The sequence below is a fragment of the Streptomyces endophyticus genome, from assembly GCF_035798155.1.
GTDB lineage: Bacteria > Actinomycetota > Actinomycetes > Streptomycetales > Streptomycetaceae > Streptomyces > Streptomyces endophyticus.
Genome location: NZ_JAOZYC010000093.1, coordinates 288115 through 308772 on the forward strand (window position 1 = coordinate 288115; position 20658 = coordinate 308772).

Sequence of the window (20658 nt, forward strand, 5' to 3'; positions counted from 1 at the left end):
CGCAGGCCCGGCGCGGTGCGAGGCTGGTGGCATGCAGCAGCCATACGAGCCCACGGGGCCGACCACCGACAGCGGAGCGGCCCGCGTCCTGGTCGTCGACGACGATCCGACCGTCGCCGAGGTGGTGGCGGGTTACCTGGACCGCGCCGGCTACCGCGTGGACCGCGCCGACGACGGCCCCTCGGCCCTCGCGCGCGCCGCCGCGCACCGGCCCGACCTGGTGGTGCTCGACCTGATGCTGCCCGGCATGGACGGCCTGGAAGTGTGCCGCCGAATGCGTGAACGCGGCCCCGTCCCGGTCATCATGCTCACCGCGCGCGGCGACGAGGACGACCGGATCCTGGGCCTGGAGGTCGGCGCGGACGACTACGTGACGAAGCCGTTCAGCCCGCGCGAGCTGGTGCTGCGCGTGGAGTCGGTGCTGCGCCGCGCCCGCCCCGCCACCGCACGGCAGGGCCCGCTGCGCGCGGCGGGCCTCACGGTCGACCCGGCGGCGCGCCGCGTCACGCGGGACGGCAACGAACTCGCCCTCACCCTGCGCGAGTTCGACCTCCTGGCCTTCTTCCTGCGCCATCCGGGGCGGGCGTACGGCCGGGAGGACCTGATGCGTGAGGTGTGGGGCTGGGAGTTCGGCGATCTGTCGACGGTCACGGTCCACATCCGCCGCCTGCGCGGCAAGGTCGAGGACGATCCGGCGCGCCCGCGCCTGATCCAGACGGTGTGGGGCGTGGGCTACCGCTTCGAACCCGCCCCGCGCTCCGAGCCCGCCGAGCAGGGGGCCTGACCGTGCGCGACATCCTCCTCATCGCCCTGTACGCCTTCGCGGGCGCCGCCGCCACGGGTCTCGCCGGGGCGGGCGCGCTGCGGCTGCTGCGGCGGCGCTCGCTCACCGCCTCGATCGCCGTGGTCGCCACCGTCGGCGTCGTCGCGATGCTGGCGGGCACGCTCGCCGTGGCGTGGGCGATGTTCCTCTCCCCGCACGACCTGACCGTGGTGACGCTGGTGGTGGCGATGGCGGCGGCCGTCTCGCTGGCGACCGCGCTCGTCCTGGGCCGCTGGGTGGTGGCCCGCAGCCGTGAACTGGCCGTCGCCGCGCGCTCGTTCGGTGACGGCGGCGACTTCGCCGCGCCCGACGCGCCGGCCACCGCCGAACTGGAGGAGCTCAGCCGGGAGCTGGCGGCGACCAGCGCCAAGCTCGCCGCCTCCCGGGAGCGCGAGCGCGCCCTGGAGACCTCGCGGCGCGAGCTGGTCGCCTGGATCTCGCACGATCTGCGCACCCCGCTCGCGGGCCTGCGCGCCATGACGGAGGCGCTGGAGGACGGCGTCGCCGCCGACCCGGACCGCTATCTGCGCCAGATGCGTACGGACGTCGAGCGGCTCAACGACATGGTGGGCGACCTCTTCGAGCTGTCCCGCATCCACGCGGGCGCGCTGCCGCTGGCCCCGGCCCGCATGTCGCTGTACGACCTGGTCAGCGACGCGCTGGCGGGCGCGGACCCACTGGCGCGCGAGCACGGGGTGCGGCTCGTCGGCGAGCGGGTGGAGCCGGTGCCTGTGGAGGTCGACGGCAAGGAGATGAGCCGGGTCCTGGGCAACCTCCTCGTCAACGCGATCCGGCGGACCCCGGCGGACGGCACGGTCGCGGTCGCCGCGCACCGTTCGCCGGAGGGTGTGGTGGTGTCGGTCTCGGACGCCTGCGGCGGCATTCCCGAGGAGGACCTGCCGCGCGTCTTCGACACCGGCTGGCGCGGCACCCACGCACGTACTCCCCCGGCGGGCGCGGGCCTGGGGCTCGCGATCGTGCGCGGCATCGTGGAGGCGCACGCGGGCCGGGCCACGGTCCGCAACATTCCCGGCGGCTGCCGCTTCGAGGTCACGCTGCCGAGCACCACTCCTGGATAGATACTTGACTTGGACTTAGTCCAAGTTAGGATCTGTACACGATCTGAAGCACTCTGGGTCGCTCCCAGGAGCGCGCCCCGGCACCAGGCCGAAGGAGCCAGCCTTGCCCGAGAACAACCAGAAGCCGCTGACCACGGTCGCCGGAGCGCCGGTTACCGACAACCAGAACTCCGTGACCGCCGGGCCGCGCGGCCCGATGCTGCTGCAGGACGTGTGGTTCCTGGAGAAGCTCGCCCACTTCGACCGCGAGGTCATCCCCGAGCGCCGCATGCACGCCAAGGGCTCCGGCGCGTTCGGCACCTTCACGGTCACGCACGACATCACGCGGTACACGAACGCCAAGATCTTCTCCGAGGTCGGCAAGCAGACCGACATGTTCGCCCGGTTCTCCACGGTCGCCGGTGAGCGCGGCGCGGCCGACGCCGAGCGCGACATCCGCGGTTTCGCCCTGAAGTTCTATACGGACGAGGGCAACTGGGACCTGGTCGGCAACAACACCCCGGTGTTCTTCTTCCGCGACCCGCTGAAGTTCCCCGACCTGAACCACGCGGTGAAGCGCGACCCGCGCACGAACCTGCGCGACCCCGAGAACAACTGGGACTTCTGGACCAACCTCCCCGAGGCCCTGCACCAGGTCACCATCGTGATGTCGGAGCGCGGCATCCCCGCCTCGTACCGGCACATGCACGGCTTCGGCTCGCACACGTACAGCCTGATCAACGACCAGGGCGAGCGGTTCTGGGTGAAGTTCCACCACCGCACCCAGCAGGGCATCAAGAACCTCACCGACGCCGAGGCCGAGGCCCTGGTCGGCAAGGACCGCGAGTCGCACCAGCGCGACCTCTTCGACTCGATCGAGAACGGCGACTTCCCGAAGTGGAAGCTGTACGTCCAGGTCATGCCGGAGGCCGACGCGGACAGCTACCGCTTCCACCCCTTCGACCTCACCAAGGTCTGGTCGAAGAAGGACTACCCGCTGATCGAGGTCGGCGAGTGGGAGCTCAACCACAACCCCGACAACTACTTCGCGGACGTGGAACAGGCCGCCTTCACCCCGGCCAACGTGGTGCCGGGCATCAGCTTCTCGCCCGACAAGATGCTGCAGGGCCGGCTGTTCTCCTACGGTGACGCGCAGCGCTACCGGCTCGGTGTGAACCACCACCAGATCCCGGTCAACGCGCCGAAGAACCCGGTGAACTCCTACCACCGCGACGGCGCCATGCGCGTCGACGGCAACCAGGGGGCCACGCCCGGCATCGAGCCCAACTCGTACGGCCGCTGGCGGGAACAGCCCGCCTACCGCGAGCCGAGCCAGGCCGTGGGCGCCGTCGCCGACCGGTTCAACTTCCGCGAGGACGACGACAACTACTTCGAGCAGCCCGGCAATCTGTTCCGGCTGATGAGCGCCGAGCAGCAGCAGGTGCTGTTCGCGAACACGGCGCGCGCGATCAACGGCGCGTCGCGGGCGACCGTCGAGCGGCACATCGCCAACTGCACGCAGGCCGACCCGGCCTACGGCGAGGGTGTCCGCAAGGCGATCGAGGCCCTGGCCGCGGGCGAGCTCTGAGCCGTGCACAGTGCCGCACTGACGCCCGAGCAGACGGAGCGGGTCATCGCCCTCGCGCTGGACCTGGCGCGCGAGGGCAGCACGGCGGAGCTCGTGGAGTTCGTGGAGCACGGGCTGCCGGTCGACGTGACGGACCCGCAGGCGAACAGCCTGCTGATGCTGGCCGCGTACCACGGCCACGCCGGCACGGTGCGCGCCCTGCTCCAGCTCGGCGCCGACCCTGACCTGCGCAACGCCCGCGACCAGTCGCCCGTCGCCGGGGCCCTGTTCAAGGGCGCGGACGACGTGGTCGCGGTCCTGCTCGCAGCCGGTGCGGACCTCGACGCCGGCACCCCGACCGCGCGCGCCGCGGCGACGATGTTCGGGCGCGAGCACCTGCTGACCGGCTGACCAGGGCTCACCGTTCCATCGCGGCGTGCGCGAACTCCCGTACCCCGTCGTCGAATTGCACCTCGGGCTTCCATCCGAGCTCGGCACGGAGCCGCGCCGAGTCCGCGGTGATGTGCCGGACGTCGCCGAGCCGGTACTCCCCCGTCACGACCGGCTCGGGCCCGCCGTACGCCGCCGCGAGCGCCGCCGCCATCTCGCCGACGGTGTGCGGCGTCCCGCTGCCGGTGTTGTAGGCGCGCAGCGCGCCCGGCTCGGCGTCGGCCTCCAGCGCCACCACGTTGGCCTCGGCCACGTCCCGTACGTGCACGAAGTCGCGGCGCTGGCGGCCGTCCTCGAAGACGCGGGGTGCCTCGCCGCGGGCGAGCGCGGAGCGGAAGAAGGAGGCGACACCGGCGTACGGGGTGTCGCGGGGCATCCGGGGCCCGTACACGTTGTGGTAGCGCAGCGAGACCGCCGTCCCACCGCTCGCCCGCGCCCAGGCGGCGGCCAGGTGTTCCTGCGCGAGCTTGGTCGCCGCGTACACGTTGCGCGGGTCGACGGGGGCGTCCTCGCCCACGAGGCCGGGCGCCAACTCGGCGCCGCAGTCGGGACACCTGGGCTCGAACCGCCCCGCGTCCAGGTCGGCGGCGGCGCGCGGCCCTGGCCGTACGACGCCGTGCCGCGGGCAGGCGTAGCGCCCCTCCCCGTAGACGACCATCGACCCGGCGAGCACGAGCCGCGGCACACCGGCGTCGGCCATGGCGGCGAGCAGCACAGCGGTGCCGAGGTCGTTGCGCGAGACGTACTCGGCGGCGTCGGCGACCCCGTTGCCGAGCCCGACCCTCGCGGCCTGGTGGCACACGGCGTCGGCGCCGGCCAGGGCGCGGGTGACCGCGTCGGGGTCGCGCACATCGGCGCCGGGGTCCGCCCGTACGTCGAACACGACGGGCTCGTGGCCGCGCGCGGTCAGCGCCTCGACGACATGGGACCCGATGAACCCGGCACCGCCGGTGACCAGTACTCGCATGCCGCCACGCTAGATCCCCCGGCCCCGCACACCACGGCAACGGGCCGACGCGTCATGACTCCGTAAGACACCCGCTCAGGATGAGGTCGATCCCCGCGAGGAACTGTTCGCGGTCGTCGTGCTCGGGCAGTTCCGCCGCCGCCTGCCGCAGGAACGGGTAGCGCGCGGCGTCGAGTTCCGTCCACCGTGCGGCGATCCCGCCGAGGAAATCCGAGCGGTCGGTCGCGCCCGGGAGCACGAGGCGGGCGTTCGCGGCGTTCTGGGCGGCGGCCCCGAGTACGTAATTCAGCAGCGCGGAGGCGGAGTTGAACTGCTGGGCCCGCGGAACGCCCAGTTCCTGGAGTCGGCCTCCCAGGCCCTCGAAGATCTGCAGCAGTGCGGCCCCCCACGGCTCGCGGGAGAGCTGGGTCCCCACCCACGGATGCGCGTCGATCGCGTCGAAGACGCCGAGCGCCAGGATCCGGATCCCGTCCCGCGGATTCTCTCCGCGGGCCACGTCCGCCACGACACGCGTGACGACGCCGTCCGTGGCCGCCGCGAGCAGTTCGTCCTTGTTCGCGACGTGCCAGTAGATCGCTCCGGCGCCGGTCGCGAGACGCGCCGCGAGCGTGCGGAAGGTCAGCCCCTTCTCGCCCTCGGTGTCGAGGATCTCGATCGCCGCGTCGACGATCCGCTCTTTGGAGAGCGCGTCGGTGCGCTGTGCCCTGGTCGCCATGCGTCCCATTTTGACACGACTGGAACGGTGTTCCAAACTGTTACTGGAACAACGTTCCAGACTCTCACCGAAACGGAGCAAGATCATGAACACGACTACGACTACGACTGCGACGACAGCTACGAACACGAACACGACCGCACCGATCACGATCGTCGGCGCGGGCCTCGGCGGCCTCGTCCTCGCCCGCGTCCTGCACGTCCACGGCATCCCCGCGACGGTCTACGAAGCCGACCCCTCGCCGGACTCCCGCGCCCAGGGCGGCCAGCTCGACATGCACGAGGCCGACGGGCAGGCGGCGCTCGCGGCGGCCGGGCTCACCGAGGAGTTCCGCGCGATCATCCACGAGGGCGCCGAGGCGCTGCGCGTGCTCGACCAGCACGGAGAGGTGCTGCTCGACGAGCCCGACGACGGCAGCGCGAGGCGCCCTGAGGTGCTCCGCGGCGACCTGCGCCGGATCCTGCTCGACTCGCTGCCCGAGGGCACGGTCCGGTGGGGGCACAAGATCACCGGCGTCCGCCCGCTCGGCGACGGCCGTCACGAGCTGGCCTTCGCCGACGGTTCCACCGCCACCACCGGCCTCCTCGTCGGCGCCGACGGCGCCTGGTCGAAGGTCCGCCCCCTCGTCTCGGACGCCACGCCCGCCTACACCGGCACGACGTTCGTCGAGACGTACCTGTACGACGTGGACGAGCGGCACGCGGCGGCCGCCGGGGCGGTCAGCACCGGCGCCCTGCTCGCCCCCTCCCCCGGCAAGGGGATCAACGCGCACCGCGAGGCCGGCGGGATCATCCACACGTACGTCCAACTGACGCGCCCCGCCGCCTGGTTCGCCGACATCGACTTCGCGGACGCCGACGCGGCGAAGGCCCGTATCGCGGCCGAGTTCGAGGGCTGGGCCCCGGAGCTGACGGCGCTGATCACCGACGGCGAGTCCGCGCCGGTCGCGCGCATGATCCACACGCTGCCCGACGGACACCGCTGGGACCGCGTGCCGGGCGTGACCCTCCTGGGCGACGCCGCGCACCTGATGCCGCCGTCCGGCGACGGCGCCAATCTGGCCATGTTCGACGGCGCCGAGCTCGGCAGGGCGATCGCCGCGCACCCCGGTGACGTCGAGGCGGCCCTCGCGGCCTACGAGGCGGCGATGTTCGCCCGAACCTCCGGCTTCTACGAGGACGCGCGTGAAATCTTGGACCTGTGCCTCGGCGACCGCGCGCCGTACTCGCTCGTCGACTTCTTCACCGGTGCCCGTGAGACGGAGACGGCGTACGACGCCGCGCGGACCTGACCCGACGAAGCCCACCGAAAGGCGCAGGCGATGCCCCTCCCCCGCCGCCCATGGTGCGGCGCGCACCCTGACGGGACAATGTGCCGGACCCGCACACTCGTCGAAGGTGGCGCCCGTGAACGACGACGGATATGACGACTACTACGACCTGGGATCCTTCCACCGCGAGATCACCACCGGCTCGCCCGAGGCCCAACTGTGGTTCGACCGCGGCCTGTTGTGGGTGTACGGCTTCCACCACGAGGAGGCGGCGGCCTGCTTCGAGCGGGCCATCGAGGCCGACGAGCAGTGCGCCATGGCCCACTGGGGTCTCGCCTACGCCCTGGGGCCGAACTACAACAAGCCCTGGGAGGCGTTCGACGAGCGCGATCTGACGTCGACCGTCGAGCGCACGCACCACGCCGTCCAGCGGGCCGCGCTCGCCGCCGCCCGCGCGACACCGGCCGAGCAGGCGCTGATCGACGCCCTCGGGTCCCGCTATCCGTCGGCCGGCCCCGCGCCCGACCAGTCGGTGTGGAACGAGGAGTACGCGCAGGCCATGGGCAAGGTCTACGCGAACCACCGGGACGACCCGGATGTCGCGACGCTGTACGCCGACGCCCTGATGAACCTCACGCCCTGGCAGCTGTGGGACCCGCCCACCGGCCGCCCCGCCGAAGGCGCCCGCACCGTCGAGGCCCGGGAGGCGCTCGAACGCGCGCTGGCACGGCCCGACGGCCGCGACCACCCCGGCCTGCTGCACCTGTACATCCACCTCATGGAGATGTCGCCGACGCCCGAACAGGCGCTGCCCGTCGCCGACCGGCTCCGCGGCCTGGTGCCCGACGCGGGCCATCTGCACCACATGCCCTCGCACATCGACGTGCTGTGCGGCGACTACCGGCGCACCATCGCAGCCAACACCCGCGCCATCGAGGCGGACGAGCGAGCCCTGGCCCGCGGCGGCGCGATGAACTTCTACACGCTCTACCGCTGCCACAACGTCCACTTCCGGCTCTACGCCGCGATGTTCGCGGGCCGGGCGGAGGTGGCGTTCGACTCCGTGGACCGGCTCGAAGCGACGGCCTCCGAGGAGCTGCTGCGCGTCGAGTCCCCGCCGATGGCCGACTGGCTGGAGGGCTTCCTGGGCATGCGGGTGCACGCCCTGGTCCGCTTCGGCCGCTGGCAGGACCTCATCGCTCTGCCGCTGCCCCACGACCGGGAGTTGTACTGCGTGACGACGGCGATGATCCACTACGGCAGGGGCGTCGCCCTCGCCGCGACGGGCCGCACGCGGGAGGCGGCGGCCGAACGCGCGCGCTTCACGGCGGCCGTCGAACGGGTGCCACAGACCCGCACCCTCTTCAACAACACCTGCCTCGACCTCCTCGCCATCGCCGCCGCGATGCTCGACGGCGAACTCGCCTACCGGACCGGCGACTTCGACCGGGCCTTCGCCGACCTTCGCCGGGCCATCCACCTCGACGACACGCTCCCCTACGACGAGCCGTGGGGCTGGATGCAGCCGACCCGGCACGCGTACGGGGCGCTGCTCCTGGAGCAGGGCAGGGTCGCGGAGGCCGCCGCCGTCTACGCCGCCGACCTGGGCCTGGACGACACCCTCCCCCGCTCCCTGCACCACCCCAACAACGTCTGGGCGCTGCACGGCTACCACGAGTGCCTGCTCCGGCTCGGCCGCGACGCGGAGGCCCGGATCATCGCCCCGCAGCTGACGACGGCGCTCGCGGTGGCGGACGTCCCGATCCGCTCGTCGTGCTACTGCCGCCTGGACACGGCGAACCCCGAGGAGGACGACTGCTGCTCAGGCCAGGCCCGACCCCCTTCCTGAACTCCCCCGCTACCTCGCTCACTCCTGTTCCTCCAGCAGCGAGAACCCGCCGCCACGGCAATCACCGCACACCTCCCCCTCACGCTCCCCCGTCCCGTGACAGGCCCCGCACAGCCCGTCGTGCCACGTCGTCCCGTCCAGCGCGTGGTGCGGGCGCGGATAGTGCGTGTCGGGCAGCACGCACTCCACCTGTGTGTCCGGATGCCGCCGGACACACAGGTCCCTACCGGGCTGCCAACCCCGAGCTTCCTGACTCATCGCTGCTGCTTCCCCTTTCCGTCCACGTCCAGAGAAGCACCCGCCACTGACAATCGGGCTCCACCGGGCCGCTCCACCGCCCCGTGTCAGACTCTGGCACGCTCCGCGGTGACCACGACCGCCGTGTACGGCAGGGTGAACTCACCGCCCATCGCGTCGATCGCGGCGCCCGTGCGCGCCAGCAGGTCCGCCAACTGCTCCGGCCGGTACGTTCCCGCCTCACCGCTGGTGCGCAGCTGTTCCAGCCATGCGTCGCGGGTGTACGTGGCCTCCCAGTCGAAGTGCCACTCCTCGGGCTCGCCGAACAGGGCGGTGTCGCGCAGCCCGTCGGCGACCTTCGCGAAGATCGGGCCGTACGCGTCGAGGGTGGGGCGGGCCCACGGGTTGCGCGGCGCGTCGGGCAGGGCCTCGCGGTGGGCGGCGGCGAAGGCGGCCGCGAGGTCGGGGCCGGGGCGGAAGACGTTCCAGAAGAGGGCGAGGCGGCCGCCGGGGCGCAGCACCTCGGCCGCCTTCGTGGCTCCGGCGACCGGGTCGACCCAGTGCCAGGTCTGTCCCGCGACGACCGCGTCGAAGGTGCGGCCCGCCGCGTCCCAGGTCTCGAACTTGCCGATCTCCACGTCGAGTCCGTGGCCGCGGGCGTACTCCGCCATGCGCGCGTCGACGTCGACGCCGAGGACGGTGCTGCCCGCCGCCTGGAACTGGCGGGACGCGATGCCGGTGCCGCAGCCGACGTCGAGGACGTCGGGGCCGGGCGCGGCGGCGGTGATCCGGGCGACCAGGGCATCGGGGTAGCGGGGCCGGGTGCGGTCGTAGCGGTCGGGGTCGGCGCCGAAGGACTCGGCCATGGCGCGGGCCTTGTGCGGTTGGTTCGCAGCGGCCTCTGAGGGCTTCACGTCACGAGTGGGCATGCGCCCACCATAGTGGGCGGGCGCCCACTCTTCTACTGTGGCCCGAGTCGAACGAAGGAGAAGTGCAGGTGCCGACCGGTGTGGCCATACGCGATGTGCGCGAGCAGCTCTTCGACGCGGCCGAACGCGTCCTCATGCGGGACGGGGCCGCCGCGCTCACCAGCCGGGCGGTCACCACGGAGGCGGGCTGCGCCAAGGGCGTGCTGCACCGCCACTTCGCCGACTTCGACGCCTTCCTGGCCGACCTCGTCATCGACCGCGCGGGCCGCATGGAGGAACGGGCCGCCACGCTCGTCGCGTCCGCCGGCACCCGCACCGTCGTCGACCTCCTCACCGACGCACTGACCGACCTGTTCACTCCGGTCGTCGTCGCCATGGTCGGGCTCCTCACCTTCCGCGACGGCCTGCGCGCGCGACTGCGGGCGGCCGGGCGCCCCGGCGTCACGGTCCTGGCGGACGCCACCGCCATGCTCCGCTCGTACCTCGAAGCGGAGCGGCGGGCAGGCCGGTTGGCACCCGACGCCGACATCGACTCCCTGGGCCTCACCCTCATCGGCTCGGGCCACCTGCTGTACGCGAACCGGGAGGACGGCCCGCCCGGGGAGGCGGACGTCCGCCGGGTCGTCACGTCGGCCGTCGCGGGGGCGCTGCCCCGCTAGGGTCGTCAGGCGCCGGCGTCCTCGCCCCAGGAGTCGATCCTTTCCCGCGAGACGCACCGACCCCACAAGACCGCCACACCCCGCCCCCGTGGGCACATCCGCTCGACCGGACAGCCGTCCGAGGGGGACGGTCCGCGCGGCCGTCACTCACACGGGGCACGGGAGTTGACCCCGGTGGACGCCGCCGCGCCCGAGCGACAGCGCGGCCGTGTCCCGGCGGCGGTCACAACACTGTGCGGGTGTGTTCCACGTGACCGCCGCCCCTTCTCGTGCCGGAGCACCGCCCGTGCGTACCTGAGCACCCCGCTTACCTGAGCACCACCTGAGAATGTCGCCGATATTGTTGACAGTTACGTTGACGCTTGGTGGCGTAGGGCTCGGGGCGGGACTCCCCCGCCCCAGGAGCCATAGGGGAGCCACGAGTTGAAGCACAGGGCCATCAAGCGCAGAAACGTCGTGATCGGGATCGGGGCAGCCGCGGGCGCGGCGGCCGTCGGCGGTCTCACGCTGTCGGCACAGGCGTCGGCCGGAACCGCGCCCGACGAGCCTTCGGACGCCCTCGCGTTCGACCCGGACGCGTACACGGAGCTGACCACGACCGTCACCACCGATGACGGCGACAAGGAGGTGAAGTACCGCTTCTGGAAGGCGATCACCTATGTCGCGAAGCCGGTCGACGAGACGTACCAGAGCCTCAACGTCAGCGTGCCGGTCGCGATCGGCGGGAAGGCGATCGATGCCTCGGGCGCACCCATCCTGTTCGCCAACTCCGTCGGGGGCTATATGCCGTCCTCCGTCGCGGACGCGGACGGCATCGGCGGGGGCGGCATGCCCGGCGGTGGCGGCGGCGCGCCTGGAGGCGGTGGCGGTGCGCTCACCTCCAACCAGCTGCTCGCCCTCGCCGCCGGATACGTCGTCGTGGAACCGGGAGCGCGTGGCCGCACCCTCAAGGACGACGACGGTGCGTACTACGGCACCGCGCCCGCCGCGATCGTCGACCTGAAGGCCGCCGTGCGCTACGTCCGCGCCAACAAGGGCCGCATCCCCGGCAACACCGACCGCATCGTGTCCGCTGGCACCAGCGCGGGCGGCGCCCTGTCCTCCCTGCTCGGCGCCTCCGGCGACAGCCGGATCTACGCCACGTACCTGGCAAAGCTCGGCGCCGCGGACGCCTCCGACGCGATCTTCGCGACCGGCGCCTGGTGCCCGATAGCCGACCTCGAACACTCCGACGGCGCGTACGAGTGGAACTGGGGAGCCAACAAGCAGAGCAACGGCGAGCAGGTCGACCAGACGACATCGAAGCAGCTGCGCGCCCAATTCGCCGAGTACCAGGCCTCGTTGAGGCTGCACAGGATCGACGGTCACGGAACGCTGACGGCCCGGAACTACGACGACTATCTGCTGACGCACTATCTGCAGCCTTCTGCCACCCGCTACTTGAAGGGGCTTTCGGACGGCGACCGCGCCGCGTACCTCGCCGACAACACGTTCATCGCGTGGCAGGGCGGGCGGGCCACGTTCACGTGGGAGGACTTCCTCACGCACGTGGGCGCGCGCAAGAAGGACGCGCCCGCCTTCGATCCGTTCGACCTGTCCTCGCCCGAGAACAACGAGTTCGGCGCGGGGACCACCGGGGCACGGCACTTCACCGCGTACGGCGCGCGGCACGACACGAGCGGCCTGGACAGCAGGCGCGTGGCATCCGACATCCCCGAGAAGCTCGACCTGATGAACCCGATGTACCACCTCGCACGGCGGAATCCGGGCCGCTCCAAGCACTGGTGGATCCGGCTCGGCACCAAGGACAGCGACACCTCGCTGACCGTCTCCGCCAATATCGCGGCGAGTGCGGCCGGGCTCGGTGACGAGGTCGACCACCTCTACTACTGGGACGAGGGGCACGGGGCCAACACCGATCCCGCGGACTTCATCGCCTGGATCGCCGAGGTGACGGGCTACAAGAAGGAGTAGAAGCGCGAAACCCGCGAGCCGCTGTGGCCCGGCCCCTTCGGAGGGGCCGGGCCACAGCGGCTCGCGGGCAGGGGTCAACCGGCCATCACCGGCGCGCCGTTCCGGTCCCCGCTCCTCCGGTTCAGCCCGGCCCTGATGGTGAGCGCGGCCAGCGCCATCATCACGGCGCCGAACACGGCGGCCACGGCGAACATCGAGAAGCCCAGGTCCGCATGGCCGGCGGCGAGCAGTTGGCCGCCCATCCACGGGCCGAAGACGGCGCCGAAGCGGCCCATGCCGGAGACCCAGCTGAGCGCCGTGGGCCGGTCCTCCTCGATGTGGTGGGAGCCGACCGTCGCGTACACCATGGTCTGGCCGCTGAACAGGAGCAGCCCGGCGAGGAAGACGACGCCGTACAGCACGCCCACCGACATGTGTACGCCCATGAGGTAGACGAAGACCGCGGTCAGCGCGAACCAGATGATGACGATGCGGCGCGGGCCGACGAGGTCGGCGAGGCGGCCCGCGACCAGCATGCCGACGATGCCGCCGACGTTGAGGAACGTCGAGAAGAGCAGCGAGTCACCGGTGTCGTAGCCGAGGTCGCCCATGATCTTCGGCAGCCACTGGCCGACCCCGTAGACGAGCAGCAGGCCGGCGAACGACGTCAGCCAGAAGCACAGGGTCGTCAGCCACTGGCGGCCGCGGAACAGGGCCTTGATGCTCTCCAGCTTGTCGGCGGCGTGCCCCTTGGGCTCCGGCAGTACGAGACCGTACGTGCCGGCCAGTCCCTGCGCGTCCGCCGTGCGGCCGCGGGTGAGCAGGTTGGTCGGCGACTCGGGCAGCAGCTTCAGGGCCAGCGGCAGGAAGATCAGCGCGGGTATCGCGCCGACGAGGAAGGCGGAGCGCCAGCCGAAGTCGTCGATCAGCCACAGCGCGAGCAGCGGGGCGACGGCGCCGCCGGTCTGGTGGGCGGTCATGATGACACCGGTCGCGAGCGCCTTGCGGGCGCCGGTGGTGAACTCCATGCCGTACGAGATGGCGATCGGCAGCAGCGCGCCGAGGCCGAAGCCGCACACCAGGCGGAAGAAGCCGAAGACCCCGGCGCTCTGGGCGAGTCCGCAGCCGACGGTGGCGATGGTGAAGACGACGACCGAGGTGAAGACGGTCTTGCGGCGGCCCACCCAATTGCTGACGGTGCCGGACAGGATCGTTCCGACCAGCATGCCGAAGGTGGTGTAGCTGCCGATGTCACCCGCGGTGGCGTCGGTCAGGCCGAGCGCCTTCGACCCGAGCATGTGCGGCAGTGCGGAGCCGTAGATGAACGTGTCGATGCCGTCGATGAACACCAGCGCCCAGCACAGGGCGATGACGATGGCGCGGCTGCGGCGGGAGGGGTCCGCGGCGGCGGAGGAGGCGGCGTTTTTGGGCAGGGCGGAGCGGTAACGCGAGGACATCGTTGTTCCTCTCGTCCGGGCGGTCCGGTGGCGGCCCGGTAAGGGTGGGTTGGGACGGGATGGGTTGGGATGGGGATGTGCGGGGACGGACGTGCGGGGTCAGGGCTTGATCGGCGGGGTTCCGTGGGTGTGGAAGGACTCGATGGTCTTCAGGCCCCAGGCCTGGCCCTTCTTGCGCTCTTCCTCGGTCCAGGTGATCAGCGGCCAGTCGGGGGCCAGGACGAGGCGGGTGAGCGGGTTGCACAGCTCGATGCGGTTGCCGCCGGGTTCGTAGACGTAGAGGAAGAACGTCTGCTGGATGGCGTGCTTGTGCGGGCCGGTCTCGATGAACACGCCGGTGTCGATGGCGAGATCGGCGGCGCGCAGGATGTCCTCGCGGTTGTCGGTCGCGAAGGCGATGTGGTGCAGGCGGCCGTTGGCGCCGGTCCAGTCCTCGGTGTAGACGACGTCGTACGACTTGTTGGTGAAGGTCAGCCACTTGCCCGCGATGCGGCCTGTGTCGAGCCGGATCTGCTCGGTGGGGCGTGCGCCGAGGACGTCCGACTGGAAGTCGGCGTTGAGGGCGACGTCCGAGGCCAGGAAGTTCACGTGGTCGAGGCGGCGGACGCCGACGCCCCGGTTGGGCTTGGCCTGCGGCTGGTTCTTCAGGGCGGGCTTGAGCTCGTCCGGGGCCCGGTAGTGCTCGCTGTCCCAGTACAGGGCGAGTTCGTGGCCGTCCGGGTCGGTGGTGACGTAGAGCTTGCCGAGGCCGGGCTCGTCCTCGGTCCAGTGGCCGGTGCCGCCGGACTCCTCGACCGCCTTGACGCGGCGCTGAAGTGCGTCCGCGCTGGAGGTGCGCAGCGCGATCCGGCCCAGGCCGGGCTGGTCGCGGGCGGTGAGGACGAGGCTGTGGTGCTCGTAGTCGTCGAAGGTGCGCAGGTAGACGCTGTCGCCGTCCTGGCCGCAGACGGTCAGGCCCAGGAAGTCCGTGAAGAAGCCGACGCTGGCGTCCAGGTCCGGGGTGAACAGCTGGGCGTGGCCGATGTGTGCGATGTCGCCGAGGGGCGGGGTCATCGGGGTGCTCCTGACGTGCGTGCGGGGCGCGGGAAGACCGTGCCGTCGAAGAGTTTGCGGGCCGTGCGGACGACGGCGATTCTGCGGGCCGCGGGAAGGCCGTCGGGGCCCGTGGTGATGCTGCTTTCGATGTCGGTGGAGCCGGTGGGGTGCTCGATGCGCAACCGGTCGCCTTCCGTGGGCAGTTGGGCGATGCCGTCCGCCACGCTGCCCTCGATGCGGAGACCTGCCGCGACGCTCGCGGCGCCGAGCACCCCGATGGCGGTGTGGCAGCGCACCGGGATGAAGGTGCGGGTGGTGACGGCGCCGCCGTGGCGGGGTGGGGCGAGCAGGGTCACTTTGGGGACAGTTGTGTCGGAGACGTCACCGAGACCCATCAACTCCCCTGCCGCGAGACGGATGTCACGCACTCGCGAAGCCAGCTCGGCATCCGCCTCCAGCTCCTCCGGGTCCTCGTATCCGGTGACCTTGAGGGCATCGGCGGGGACGAGCACGGTCGGCATGCCGTTGTCGACGCAGGTCACCTCGACGCCGGCGACGGTGTCCCGGAGGTGCCCGGTGGGCAGCAATTGCCCTTCCCCCGGCGGGAACTCGATGACCACGTCGACGCCGGCCGCGGGGCTTCCCGAGAACGTGGCGGTCGCCCTGTCACCGGAGTTGACCATACGGATACGGACCGAGGTCTCCTTCTCCCCCACCGCCACCAGGCCCCGCTCGACCGCGAAGGGGCCGACGCCGGCGAGGATGTTTCCGCAGTTCTGACGGTCCGACACTACGGGTTCGTCGACGTTGACTTGGAGGAAGAGGTAGTCGACGTCGGCGTCCGGATCGGCCGAGGGCGACACCACCGCCACCTTGCTGGTGAGGGGGTGGGCACCCCCGATGCCGTCGATCTGGCGCGGGTCGGGGCTGCCCATCACCCGCAGCAGCAGGTCGTCGCGGGCGGCCGGTTCGGCGGGCAGGTCAGAGGCGAGGAAGTAGGCGCCCTTGGAGGTACCACCGCGCATCACCATGCAGCGCGGCTCCTCGGGCCCGGTCACGAGGTCTGTTCCTCGTACGTGCGGTATTCGACGCCGAGCCGCTTGAGCGTGTCGCGCAACCCGTAGCGGTCCAGGCCCAGTTGACCCTCCAGGAACGCGGCTCGGGTGGCGGCCTCCTTCTCCTCGCGGGCCTGCGACTTCTCCGCCGCCGCGCGGGCGCGCTCGCGCTCCACGACCACCACACCGTCGTCGTCCGCGACGATGACATCACCGGGACGGACGGTCTCGCCCCCGATGACGACCGGCACATTGACACTGCCGCCGGTCGCCTTCACGGTGCCCTGCGCGGACACGGCCGCCGACCAGGCGTGGAAGCCCATCGCGCGCAGCTCGGCGGTGTCCCGGATCCCGGCGTTGGTGACGATGCCGCGCACGCCGCGCTTCTGGAGCGCGGTCGCGAACAGCTCGCCGAACATGCCGTCCGTGGACGGCGATGTGGTCGTGACGACGAGGATGTCGCCCTCCCCGCACTGCTCCACGGCCGCATGGATCATGAGGTTGTCGCCGGGCCAGGACAGCACGGTCACCGCGGTGCCGGCGATGCGGGTGTCCTGCTGGTTGGGGCGCAGGTGGTGGCCGAGGAGTCCGGTGCGGTCCATCGCCTCGTGGACGGTGGCGACTCCGTACCCGGCGAGCGCCTCGACGTCCTTCGGGTCGGCCTTGGGCGGGTCGGTGACGATGACGCCGGGCATCAGGCGAGCTCCTTCGCGATCTGCGGGTACGGGCGCATGTACGCCTCGGCCATCGTCTTGTGGGCGAGGCCCAGGTTCGGCCCGGCGTTGCGCTTGAGCTGCACACCCCGGCGTACGGCGAGGTCGGTGTAGTACTCCCACAGGTGCTGCTGGGCGCCCAGGCACTCCATGGCCTCGCGCTTGGTGTCCCAGACGTCGGTGATGTCGAGGAGGACCTCGGGCTTGAAGCCGCTCATCTCGGGCTGGTGGGGCTCGAAGTAGAAGACGGGCGGGGCGCCGATGATCTCGCCATCGCCGGGGTAGCCGATGGCCTGCGCGAGGACGCGGGCCTGCAGGGCCATGCGGTGGGCGGCCGGGTGGTCGCCGTTGTACGGGTCCTCGACCGGGTGCGTGAGCACCACGTCGGGCTGGGTGTCGCGGTAGACGGTGACCAGTTGGTCGGTCAGTTCGGCGCTTTCGACGAGGGGGTAGTCACCGGCGTCGAAGAAGCGGACGTCGGCGCCGAGGGTGGCAGCGGCGCGCTCGGCCTCATCTCGGCGTATCGCCTTGATCTCGTCGAGCTTCTTGCCCTCCCGCCAGGCCTTGGCGGACTCGCCGCGCTCCCCGAACGTCAGGCACGCGATGGTCACCTTCTCGCCGCGGGCTGCGGCGAGCGCGATGGCACCGCCCGCCCGCCACACGAAGTCCCCGGCGTGCGCGGTGACCACCAGGGTCGATCGTGGCGGGGCGGCGGGAGCGTGGCCGTTGGTCATGACTGCATCTCCTTGGTGACAGGTGTGCACCCGCCTCCAAGCCGCGTCAGTCGGCGCTCAACAGCTCAGCACGTCGATCACACTGCGGAGGTGGGCGCGGACGGCCGTCTCGGCCGCCTGCGGGTCCCTGGCGCGGATCGCCTCGATCATCGCCAGATGCTCGCTCAGGGACTGCTGCGAACGCCCCGGACGCAGCGCCAACTGGAAGCGGTGGCGCACCAGTTGGGCGTTGAGCCGCTCCAGGAGGGTCACGGCCGTCTGCTGGCCGGAGATGTCCCGGATGCGGGCGTGCAGCTCGTGGTTGAGGTCGGAGTAGGTGAGCGGGTCACCGTCTCCGACCGCCTTGGACATGGCGTCACCGAGCCCGGTGAGCTCGTCGAGCTGCGCGTCGGTGGCCTCCTCTGCCGCCTTGGCCGCACACAGCCCTTCGAGTGCCATCCGGCACTCGGTGATCTCCACGGCCTCCTCGACCGTGACGACCCGCACCCGCGAGCCGCGGTTACGGATCCGCTCGACCAGGCCTTCCGCGGCCAGTTCGAGCAGCGCCGCACGGATGCTCGCCCGCGTCACGTCGTACTGCTCGGCGAGTTCGTTCTCCACCAGCCGCTGGGCCGGTGACATCTCGCCGCGCAGAATCGCCTTCCGCAGTTGATCGAGCGCGTACTGCTTGGCCTGCTCTCCGGAGCCCGGACGGGCTTCCTCCGGCATCTGCCCTCCCTGAGTGAGTGCGTGTCGACGCTAAATCTAGGCGAACAGAATTGTCAACGATTTCGTTCGCAATTCAGCTACGCCTCGACGGGCTCACCGGGCGGACGGATCACCCCAGTCCGCCTCAAGCCCGGCCCGCAGCGCCACGAAGGCCTCGCTTCCGATGCGCTCGGCGAGCCGCGCCTCCAGGCGGGCGACCGCACGGCGCGCCCGATCGTGGGCGCGGCACCCCTCCGCCGTCCGCCGGATCAGCCGCTGCCGCGCGGACGCGGGGTCGGGCACCTGCTCCAGGAGCCCCGCGGCCACCAGCGCGTGCACCGCCTGGTGCACGGTCTGCCGGGTGACCCCCGTACGCCGGGCCAGCTCCGACACGGTCGTACCTTCCTCGTCCAGCGCGGCGAACAGCTGTATCTGCGGCGCCGTCACCGGCGCGACCCCCTCCGCCTCCAGCGCCGCGAGCAGCCCCTCCTCGAACCAGCGCCTGGCCTCGCCGAGCAGCTGCGGCAGATCACGTCGGGGCTCACTCATCAGGTGCCGTCCTCCCGGGCGCTTCGATGCGGACCCTTGCCCGCACCACACTTCACGTGTCAGGCTACCTGACACATAACGTCAGGCACCCTGACACAGGAGAGGGCGATCCACATGACCATGGAGTTCGCGACGCGCTATCGCGGCGCCTCCCGCATACCGGCCGACCCGTCGAAGCCGTACGTGATCGAGAAGGGCGAGGGCGACCGGGCCCACCTCTTCGGCGACCTCGTCACCGTCTACGCGGGCGGCGAACAGACCGACAACACCTTCAACTTCTTCACCGTCGAGGGCCCGAAGGGCGACATCATCCCGGCACATGTGCACGCGGACACCCACGAGGTGTTCTACGTGACGCAGGGCGCCGTCCGGCTCTTCGCCGAGGACCCCGAGGGCGAGCAGTTGGAACGCCTGCTCACGCCGGGCGACTTCGGGTTCGTGCCGAAGAACTGCGCGCACGCCTACCGCATGGAGCGCCACCACTCGCAGGTCGTCGGCGTCGCCGCGGGCCCCGGCGGGACCTTCGAGCGGTTCTTCGAGTCGCTGGGCACGCCGGTGGACGAAATGGGCCTGCCCGCCCAGCCGTTCGTCCCCGCGCCGCACAAGTTCGGCACCGTGCCGCAGGAGTACGACGTGCGCTTCCTGCCGGACCACCAGTGGCGGACCTCGTGACACCGGACGAGCAGCGGACGGCGCCGGGGGCCGACCACCCCTTTGCGCCGCACAGTTGACCTGGCAGATTGGGGTGCTCCTGACCCCCTGGTGAAGAGGTGCGTGATGAGCCCGCAGTTCGGCGACTACCAATTCGAGATCTACCTCGACGGACTGCGGGGCGTCACACCCACGCAGCCGATGGACTTCGCCACCCTCGAACAGCGGGCGCAGGCGGCCCTCTCCCCCTCCGTCTGGTCCTACGTGGCCGGGGGCGCGGGCGACGAGCACACGCAGCGCGCCAATGTGCGGGCCTTCGAGCGGTACGGGCTCGTGCCCCGGATGATGGTGGGCGCCGCGCAGCGCGACATGTCCGTGGACCTGTTCGGGACGCGGCTCGCCTCGCCGCTGTTCATGGCACCGGTCGGCGTGATCGGGCTGTGCGCGCAGGACGGGCACGGGGACTTGGCGACGGCGCGGGCCGCGGCGCGCACCGGCGTGCCCATGGTGGCATCCACGCTGACGGTCGACCCGCTGGAGGACGTGGCCGCCGAGTTCGGTGACACACCCGGCTTCTTCCAGCTCTACACACCCACCGATCGGGCGCTCGCGGAGAGCCTCGTCAAGCGGGCGGAGGCGGCGGGCTACAAGGGCATCGTGGTCACGCTCGACACCTGGGTCACCGGCTGGCGCCCGCGCGACCTGTCGACGTCCAACTTCCCGCAGCTGCGCGGTCATTGCCTCGCCAACTACACCTCGGACCCGCGCTTCCAGGAGATCGCCGCGTCCACCGACCCCACGGACCTCGTACGCTCCTGGGTCGGCATCTTCGGCAACCCGCTCACCTGGGACGACCTGCCGTGGCTGCGCTCGCTGACCGATCTGCCGCTGATCCTCAAGGGCATCTGCCACCCCGAGGACGTGCGCCGCGCCAGGGACGGCGGCGTGGACGGCATCTACTGCTCCAACCACGGCGGCCGCCAGGCCAACGGCGGCCTTCCCGCGCTCGCCGCGCTGCCCGGCGTCGTCGAGGCGGCCGACGGCATGCCGGTGCTCTTCGACTCCGGGGTCCGCTCGGGCGCCGATGTCATCAAGGCCCTCGCGCTCGGCGCGACGGCGGTGGGCGTCGGGCGCCCGTACGCGTACGGGCTCGCGGTCGGCGGCGACGACGGGCTCGTGCACGTGCTGCGCTCCCTGCTCGCCGAGGCCGACCTGATCATGGCGGTGGACGGCTATCCGACGTTGGCGGATCTGACGCCGGAGGCGTTGGTGGCATCAATCCCCTGCGGGGATTGAGCAG

At 71.5% G+C, this 20658-nt stretch carries 21 protein-coding genes; 10 read left to right on the forward strand and 11 right to left on the reverse strand.

Features of this window, described 5'->3' with window-relative positions:
• The first annotated feature begins 31 nt into the window (after positions 1-31).
• From OKJ99_RS12930 to OKJ99_RS12945, 4 genes are all read left to right on the forward strand, one after another.
• Positions 32-784, forward strand: a complete 753-nt coding sequence (locus tag OKJ99_RS12930; protein ID WP_326016190.1) for a response regulator transcription factor — start codon at positions 32-34, stop codon at positions 782-784.
• A gap of 2 nt (positions 785-786) precedes the next feature.
• Positions 787-1902, forward strand: coding sequence for a sensor histidine kinase (locus OKJ99_RS12935; protein ID WP_326016191.1), 1116 nt, complete (start codon positions 787-789; stop codon positions 1900-1902).
• A gap of 103 nt (positions 1903-2005) precedes the next feature.
• Complete coding sequence (locus OKJ99_RS12940; RefSeq protein WP_326016192.1) at positions 2006-3469, forward strand: catalase; 1464 nt, start codon at positions 2006-2008, stop codon at positions 3467-3469.
• A gap of 3 nt (positions 3470-3472) precedes the next feature.
• Positions 3473-3859 (forward strand): ankyrin repeat domain-containing protein, encoded by a 387-nt coding sequence (locus OKJ99_RS12945; RefSeq protein ID WP_326016193.1) that lies wholly within the window; start codon positions 3473-3475, stop codon positions 3857-3859.
• 7 nt (positions 3860-3866) lie between these two features.
• Here the strand turns inward: OKJ99_RS12945 and OKJ99_RS12950 are convergent, their stop codons facing one another.
• Complete coding sequence (locus OKJ99_RS12950; protein ID WP_326016194.1) at positions 3867-4865, reverse strand: NAD-dependent epimerase/dehydratase family protein; 999 nt, start codon at positions 4863-4865, stop codon at positions 3867-3869.
• A 52-nt stretch (positions 4866-4917) separates the two neighbouring features.
• On the reverse strand, positions 4918-5580 hold the full coding sequence (locus OKJ99_RS12955) for a TetR/AcrR family transcriptional regulator (protein WP_326016195.1): 663 nt from the start codon (positions 5578-5580) through the stop codon (positions 4918-4920).
• A gap of 85 nt (positions 5581-5665) precedes the next feature.
• On the opposite strand from OKJ99_RS12955, the gene OKJ99_RS12960 reads away from it, so the two are divergent.
• Positions 5666-6871, forward strand: a complete 1206-nt coding sequence (locus OKJ99_RS12960; protein ID WP_326016196.1) for an FAD-dependent oxidoreductase — start codon at positions 5666-5668, stop codon at positions 6869-6871.
• A gap of 115 nt (positions 6872-6986) precedes the next feature.
• Positions 6987-8699, forward strand: a complete 1713-nt coding sequence (locus tag OKJ99_RS12965; protein WP_326016197.1) for a hypothetical protein — start codon at positions 6987-6989, stop codon at positions 8697-8699.
• Positions 8700-8717: 18 nt separating this feature from the next.
• Here the strand turns inward: OKJ99_RS12965 and OKJ99_RS12970 are convergent, their stop codons facing one another.
• Together OKJ99_RS12970 and OKJ99_RS12975 are read right to left on the reverse strand one after the other, a co-directional pair.
• On the reverse strand, positions 8718-8879 hold the full coding sequence (locus OKJ99_RS12970) for a hypothetical protein (protein WP_326016198.1): 162 nt from the start codon (positions 8877-8879) through the stop codon (positions 8718-8720).
• A 164-nt stretch (positions 8880-9043) separates the two neighbouring features.
• Positions 9044-9802 (reverse strand): class I SAM-dependent methyltransferase, encoded by a 759-nt coding sequence (locus OKJ99_RS12975; RefSeq protein ID WP_326016244.1) that lies wholly within the window; start codon positions 9800-9802, stop codon positions 9044-9046.
• A gap of 131 nt (positions 9803-9933) precedes the next feature.
• On the opposite strand from OKJ99_RS12975, the gene OKJ99_RS12980 reads away from it, so the two are divergent.
• Together OKJ99_RS12980 and OKJ99_RS12985 are read left to right on the forward strand one after the other, a co-directional pair.
• Entirely contained in the window at positions 9934-10524 is a 591-nt protein-coding gene (locus OKJ99_RS12980; protein WP_326016199.1) for a TetR family transcriptional regulator, read from the forward strand.
• Positions 10525-10947: 423 nt separating this feature from the next.
• Positions 10948-12498, forward strand: coding sequence for a subtype B tannase (locus OKJ99_RS12985; RefSeq protein ID WP_326016200.1), 1551 nt, complete (start codon positions 10948-10950; stop codon positions 12496-12498).
• A gap of 74 nt (positions 12499-12572) precedes the next feature.
• On the opposite strand, the gene OKJ99_RS12990 is transcribed toward OKJ99_RS12985, so the two are convergent.
• From OKJ99_RS12990 to OKJ99_RS13020, 7 genes are all read right to left on the reverse strand, one after another.
• Positions 12573-13934, reverse strand: a complete 1362-nt coding sequence (locus OKJ99_RS12990; RefSeq protein ID WP_326016201.1) for an MFS transporter — start codon at positions 13932-13934, stop codon at positions 12573-12575.
• A 99-nt stretch (positions 13935-14033) separates the two neighbouring features.
• Positions 14034-14987, reverse strand: a complete 954-nt coding sequence (locus OKJ99_RS12995; RefSeq protein WP_326016202.1) for a catechol 2,3-dioxygenase — start codon at positions 14985-14987, stop codon at positions 14034-14036.
• Positions 14984-16027: a PrpF domain-containing protein gene (locus OKJ99_RS13000; RefSeq protein ID WP_326016203.1), complete on the reverse strand. Its 1044-nt coding sequence runs from the start codon at positions 16025-16027 to the stop codon at positions 14984-14986. The genes OKJ99_RS12995 and OKJ99_RS13000 overlap by 4 nt, the downstream gene beginning before the upstream one ends.
• Positions 16024-16719: a 4-carboxy-4-hydroxy-2-oxoadipate aldolase/oxaloacetate decarboxylase gene (locus OKJ99_RS13005; RefSeq protein WP_326016204.1), complete on the reverse strand. Its 696-nt coding sequence runs from the start codon at positions 16717-16719 to the stop codon at positions 16024-16026. Before OKJ99_RS13005 ends, OKJ99_RS13000 begins: the two co-directional genes overlap by 4 nt.
• Positions 16719-17471: a PIG-L deacetylase family protein gene (locus tag OKJ99_RS13010; RefSeq protein WP_326016205.1), complete on the reverse strand. Its 753-nt coding sequence runs from the start codon at positions 17469-17471 to the stop codon at positions 16719-16721. The genes OKJ99_RS13005 and OKJ99_RS13010 overlap by 1 nt, the downstream gene beginning before the upstream one ends.
• Before the next feature lie 57 nt (positions 17472-17528).
• Positions 17529-18179: a GntR family transcriptional regulator gene (locus OKJ99_RS13015; RefSeq protein ID WP_326016206.1), complete on the reverse strand. Its 651-nt coding sequence runs from the start codon at positions 18177-18179 to the stop codon at positions 17529-17531.
• 93 nt (positions 18180-18272) lie between these two features.
• Complete coding sequence (locus tag OKJ99_RS13020) at positions 18273-18707, reverse strand: MarR family winged helix-turn-helix transcriptional regulator (RefSeq protein ID WP_326016207.1); 435 nt, start codon at positions 18705-18707, stop codon at positions 18273-18275.
• 114 nt (positions 18708-18821) lie between these two features.
• Here OKJ99_RS13020 and OKJ99_RS13025 point away from each other — a divergent pair, with 114 nt between their 5' ends.
• Both OKJ99_RS13025 and OKJ99_RS13030 read left to right on the forward strand, forming a co-directional pair.
• Entirely contained in the window at positions 18822-19379 is a 558-nt protein-coding gene (locus OKJ99_RS13025) for a quercetin 2,3-dioxygenase (RefSeq protein ID WP_326016208.1), read from the forward strand.
• A gap of 105 nt (positions 19380-19484) precedes the next feature.
• Entirely contained in the window at positions 19485-20654 is a 1170-nt protein-coding gene (locus OKJ99_RS13030) for an alpha-hydroxy-acid oxidizing protein (protein ID WP_326016209.1), read from the forward strand.
• The last annotated feature ends 4 nt before the right edge of the window (positions 20655-20658 follow it).

What these genes read in the sequence shown, in the direction of transcription:
- OKJ99_RS12930 (WP_326016190.1), top strand. Translation starts at nt 32, where the DNA reads ATGCAGCAGCCATACGAGCCCACGGGGCCGACCACCGACAGCGGAGCG.
- OKJ99_RS12950 (WP_326016194.1), bottom strand. Translation starts at nt 4,865, where the DNA reads ATGCGAGTACTGGTCACCGGCGGTGCCGGGTTCATCGGGTCCCATGTC.
- OKJ99_RS12955 (WP_326016195.1), bottom strand. Translation starts at nt 5,580, where the DNA reads ATGGCGACCAGGGCACAGCGCACCGACGCGCTCTCCAAAGAGCGGATC.
- OKJ99_RS12960 (WP_326016196.1), top strand. Translation starts at nt 5,666, where the DNA reads ATGAACACGACTACGACTACGACTGCGACGACAGCTACGAACACGAAC.
- OKJ99_RS12975 (WP_326016244.1), bottom strand. Translation starts at nt 9,802, where the DNA reads ATGGCCGAGTCCTTCGGCGCCGACCCCGACCGCTACGACCGCACCCGG.
- OKJ99_RS12990 (WP_326016201.1), bottom strand. Translation starts at nt 13,934, where the DNA reads ATGTCCTCGCGTTACCGCTCCGCCCTGCCCAAAAACGCCGCCTCCTCC.
- OKJ99_RS12995 (WP_326016202.1), bottom strand. Translation starts at nt 14,987, where the DNA reads ATGACCCCGCCCCTCGGCGACATCGCACACATCGGCCACGCCCAGCTG.
- OKJ99_RS13005 (WP_326016204.1), bottom strand. Translation starts at nt 16,719, where the DNA reads ATGCCCGGCGTCATCGTCACCGACCCGCCCAAGGCCGACCCGAAGGAC.
- OKJ99_RS13010 (WP_326016205.1), bottom strand. Translation starts at nt 17,471, where the DNA reads ATGACCAACGGCCACGCTCCCGCCGCCCCGCCACGATCGACCCTGGTG.
- OKJ99_RS13015 (WP_326016206.1), bottom strand. Translation starts at nt 18,179, where the DNA reads ATGCCGGAGGAAGCCCGTCCGGGCTCCGGAGAGCAGGCCAAGCAGTAC.
- OKJ99_RS13020 (WP_326016207.1), bottom strand. Translation starts at nt 18,707, where the DNA reads ATGAGTGAGCCCCGACGTGATCTGCCGCAGCTGCTCGGCGAGGCCAGG.
- OKJ99_RS13025 (WP_326016208.1), top strand. Translation starts at nt 18,822, where the DNA reads ATGACCATGGAGTTCGCGACGCGCTATCGCGGCGCCTCCCGCATACCG.
- OKJ99_RS13030 (WP_326016209.1), top strand. Translation starts at nt 19,485, where the DNA reads ATGAGCCCGCAGTTCGGCGACTACCAATTCGAGATCTACCTCGACGGA.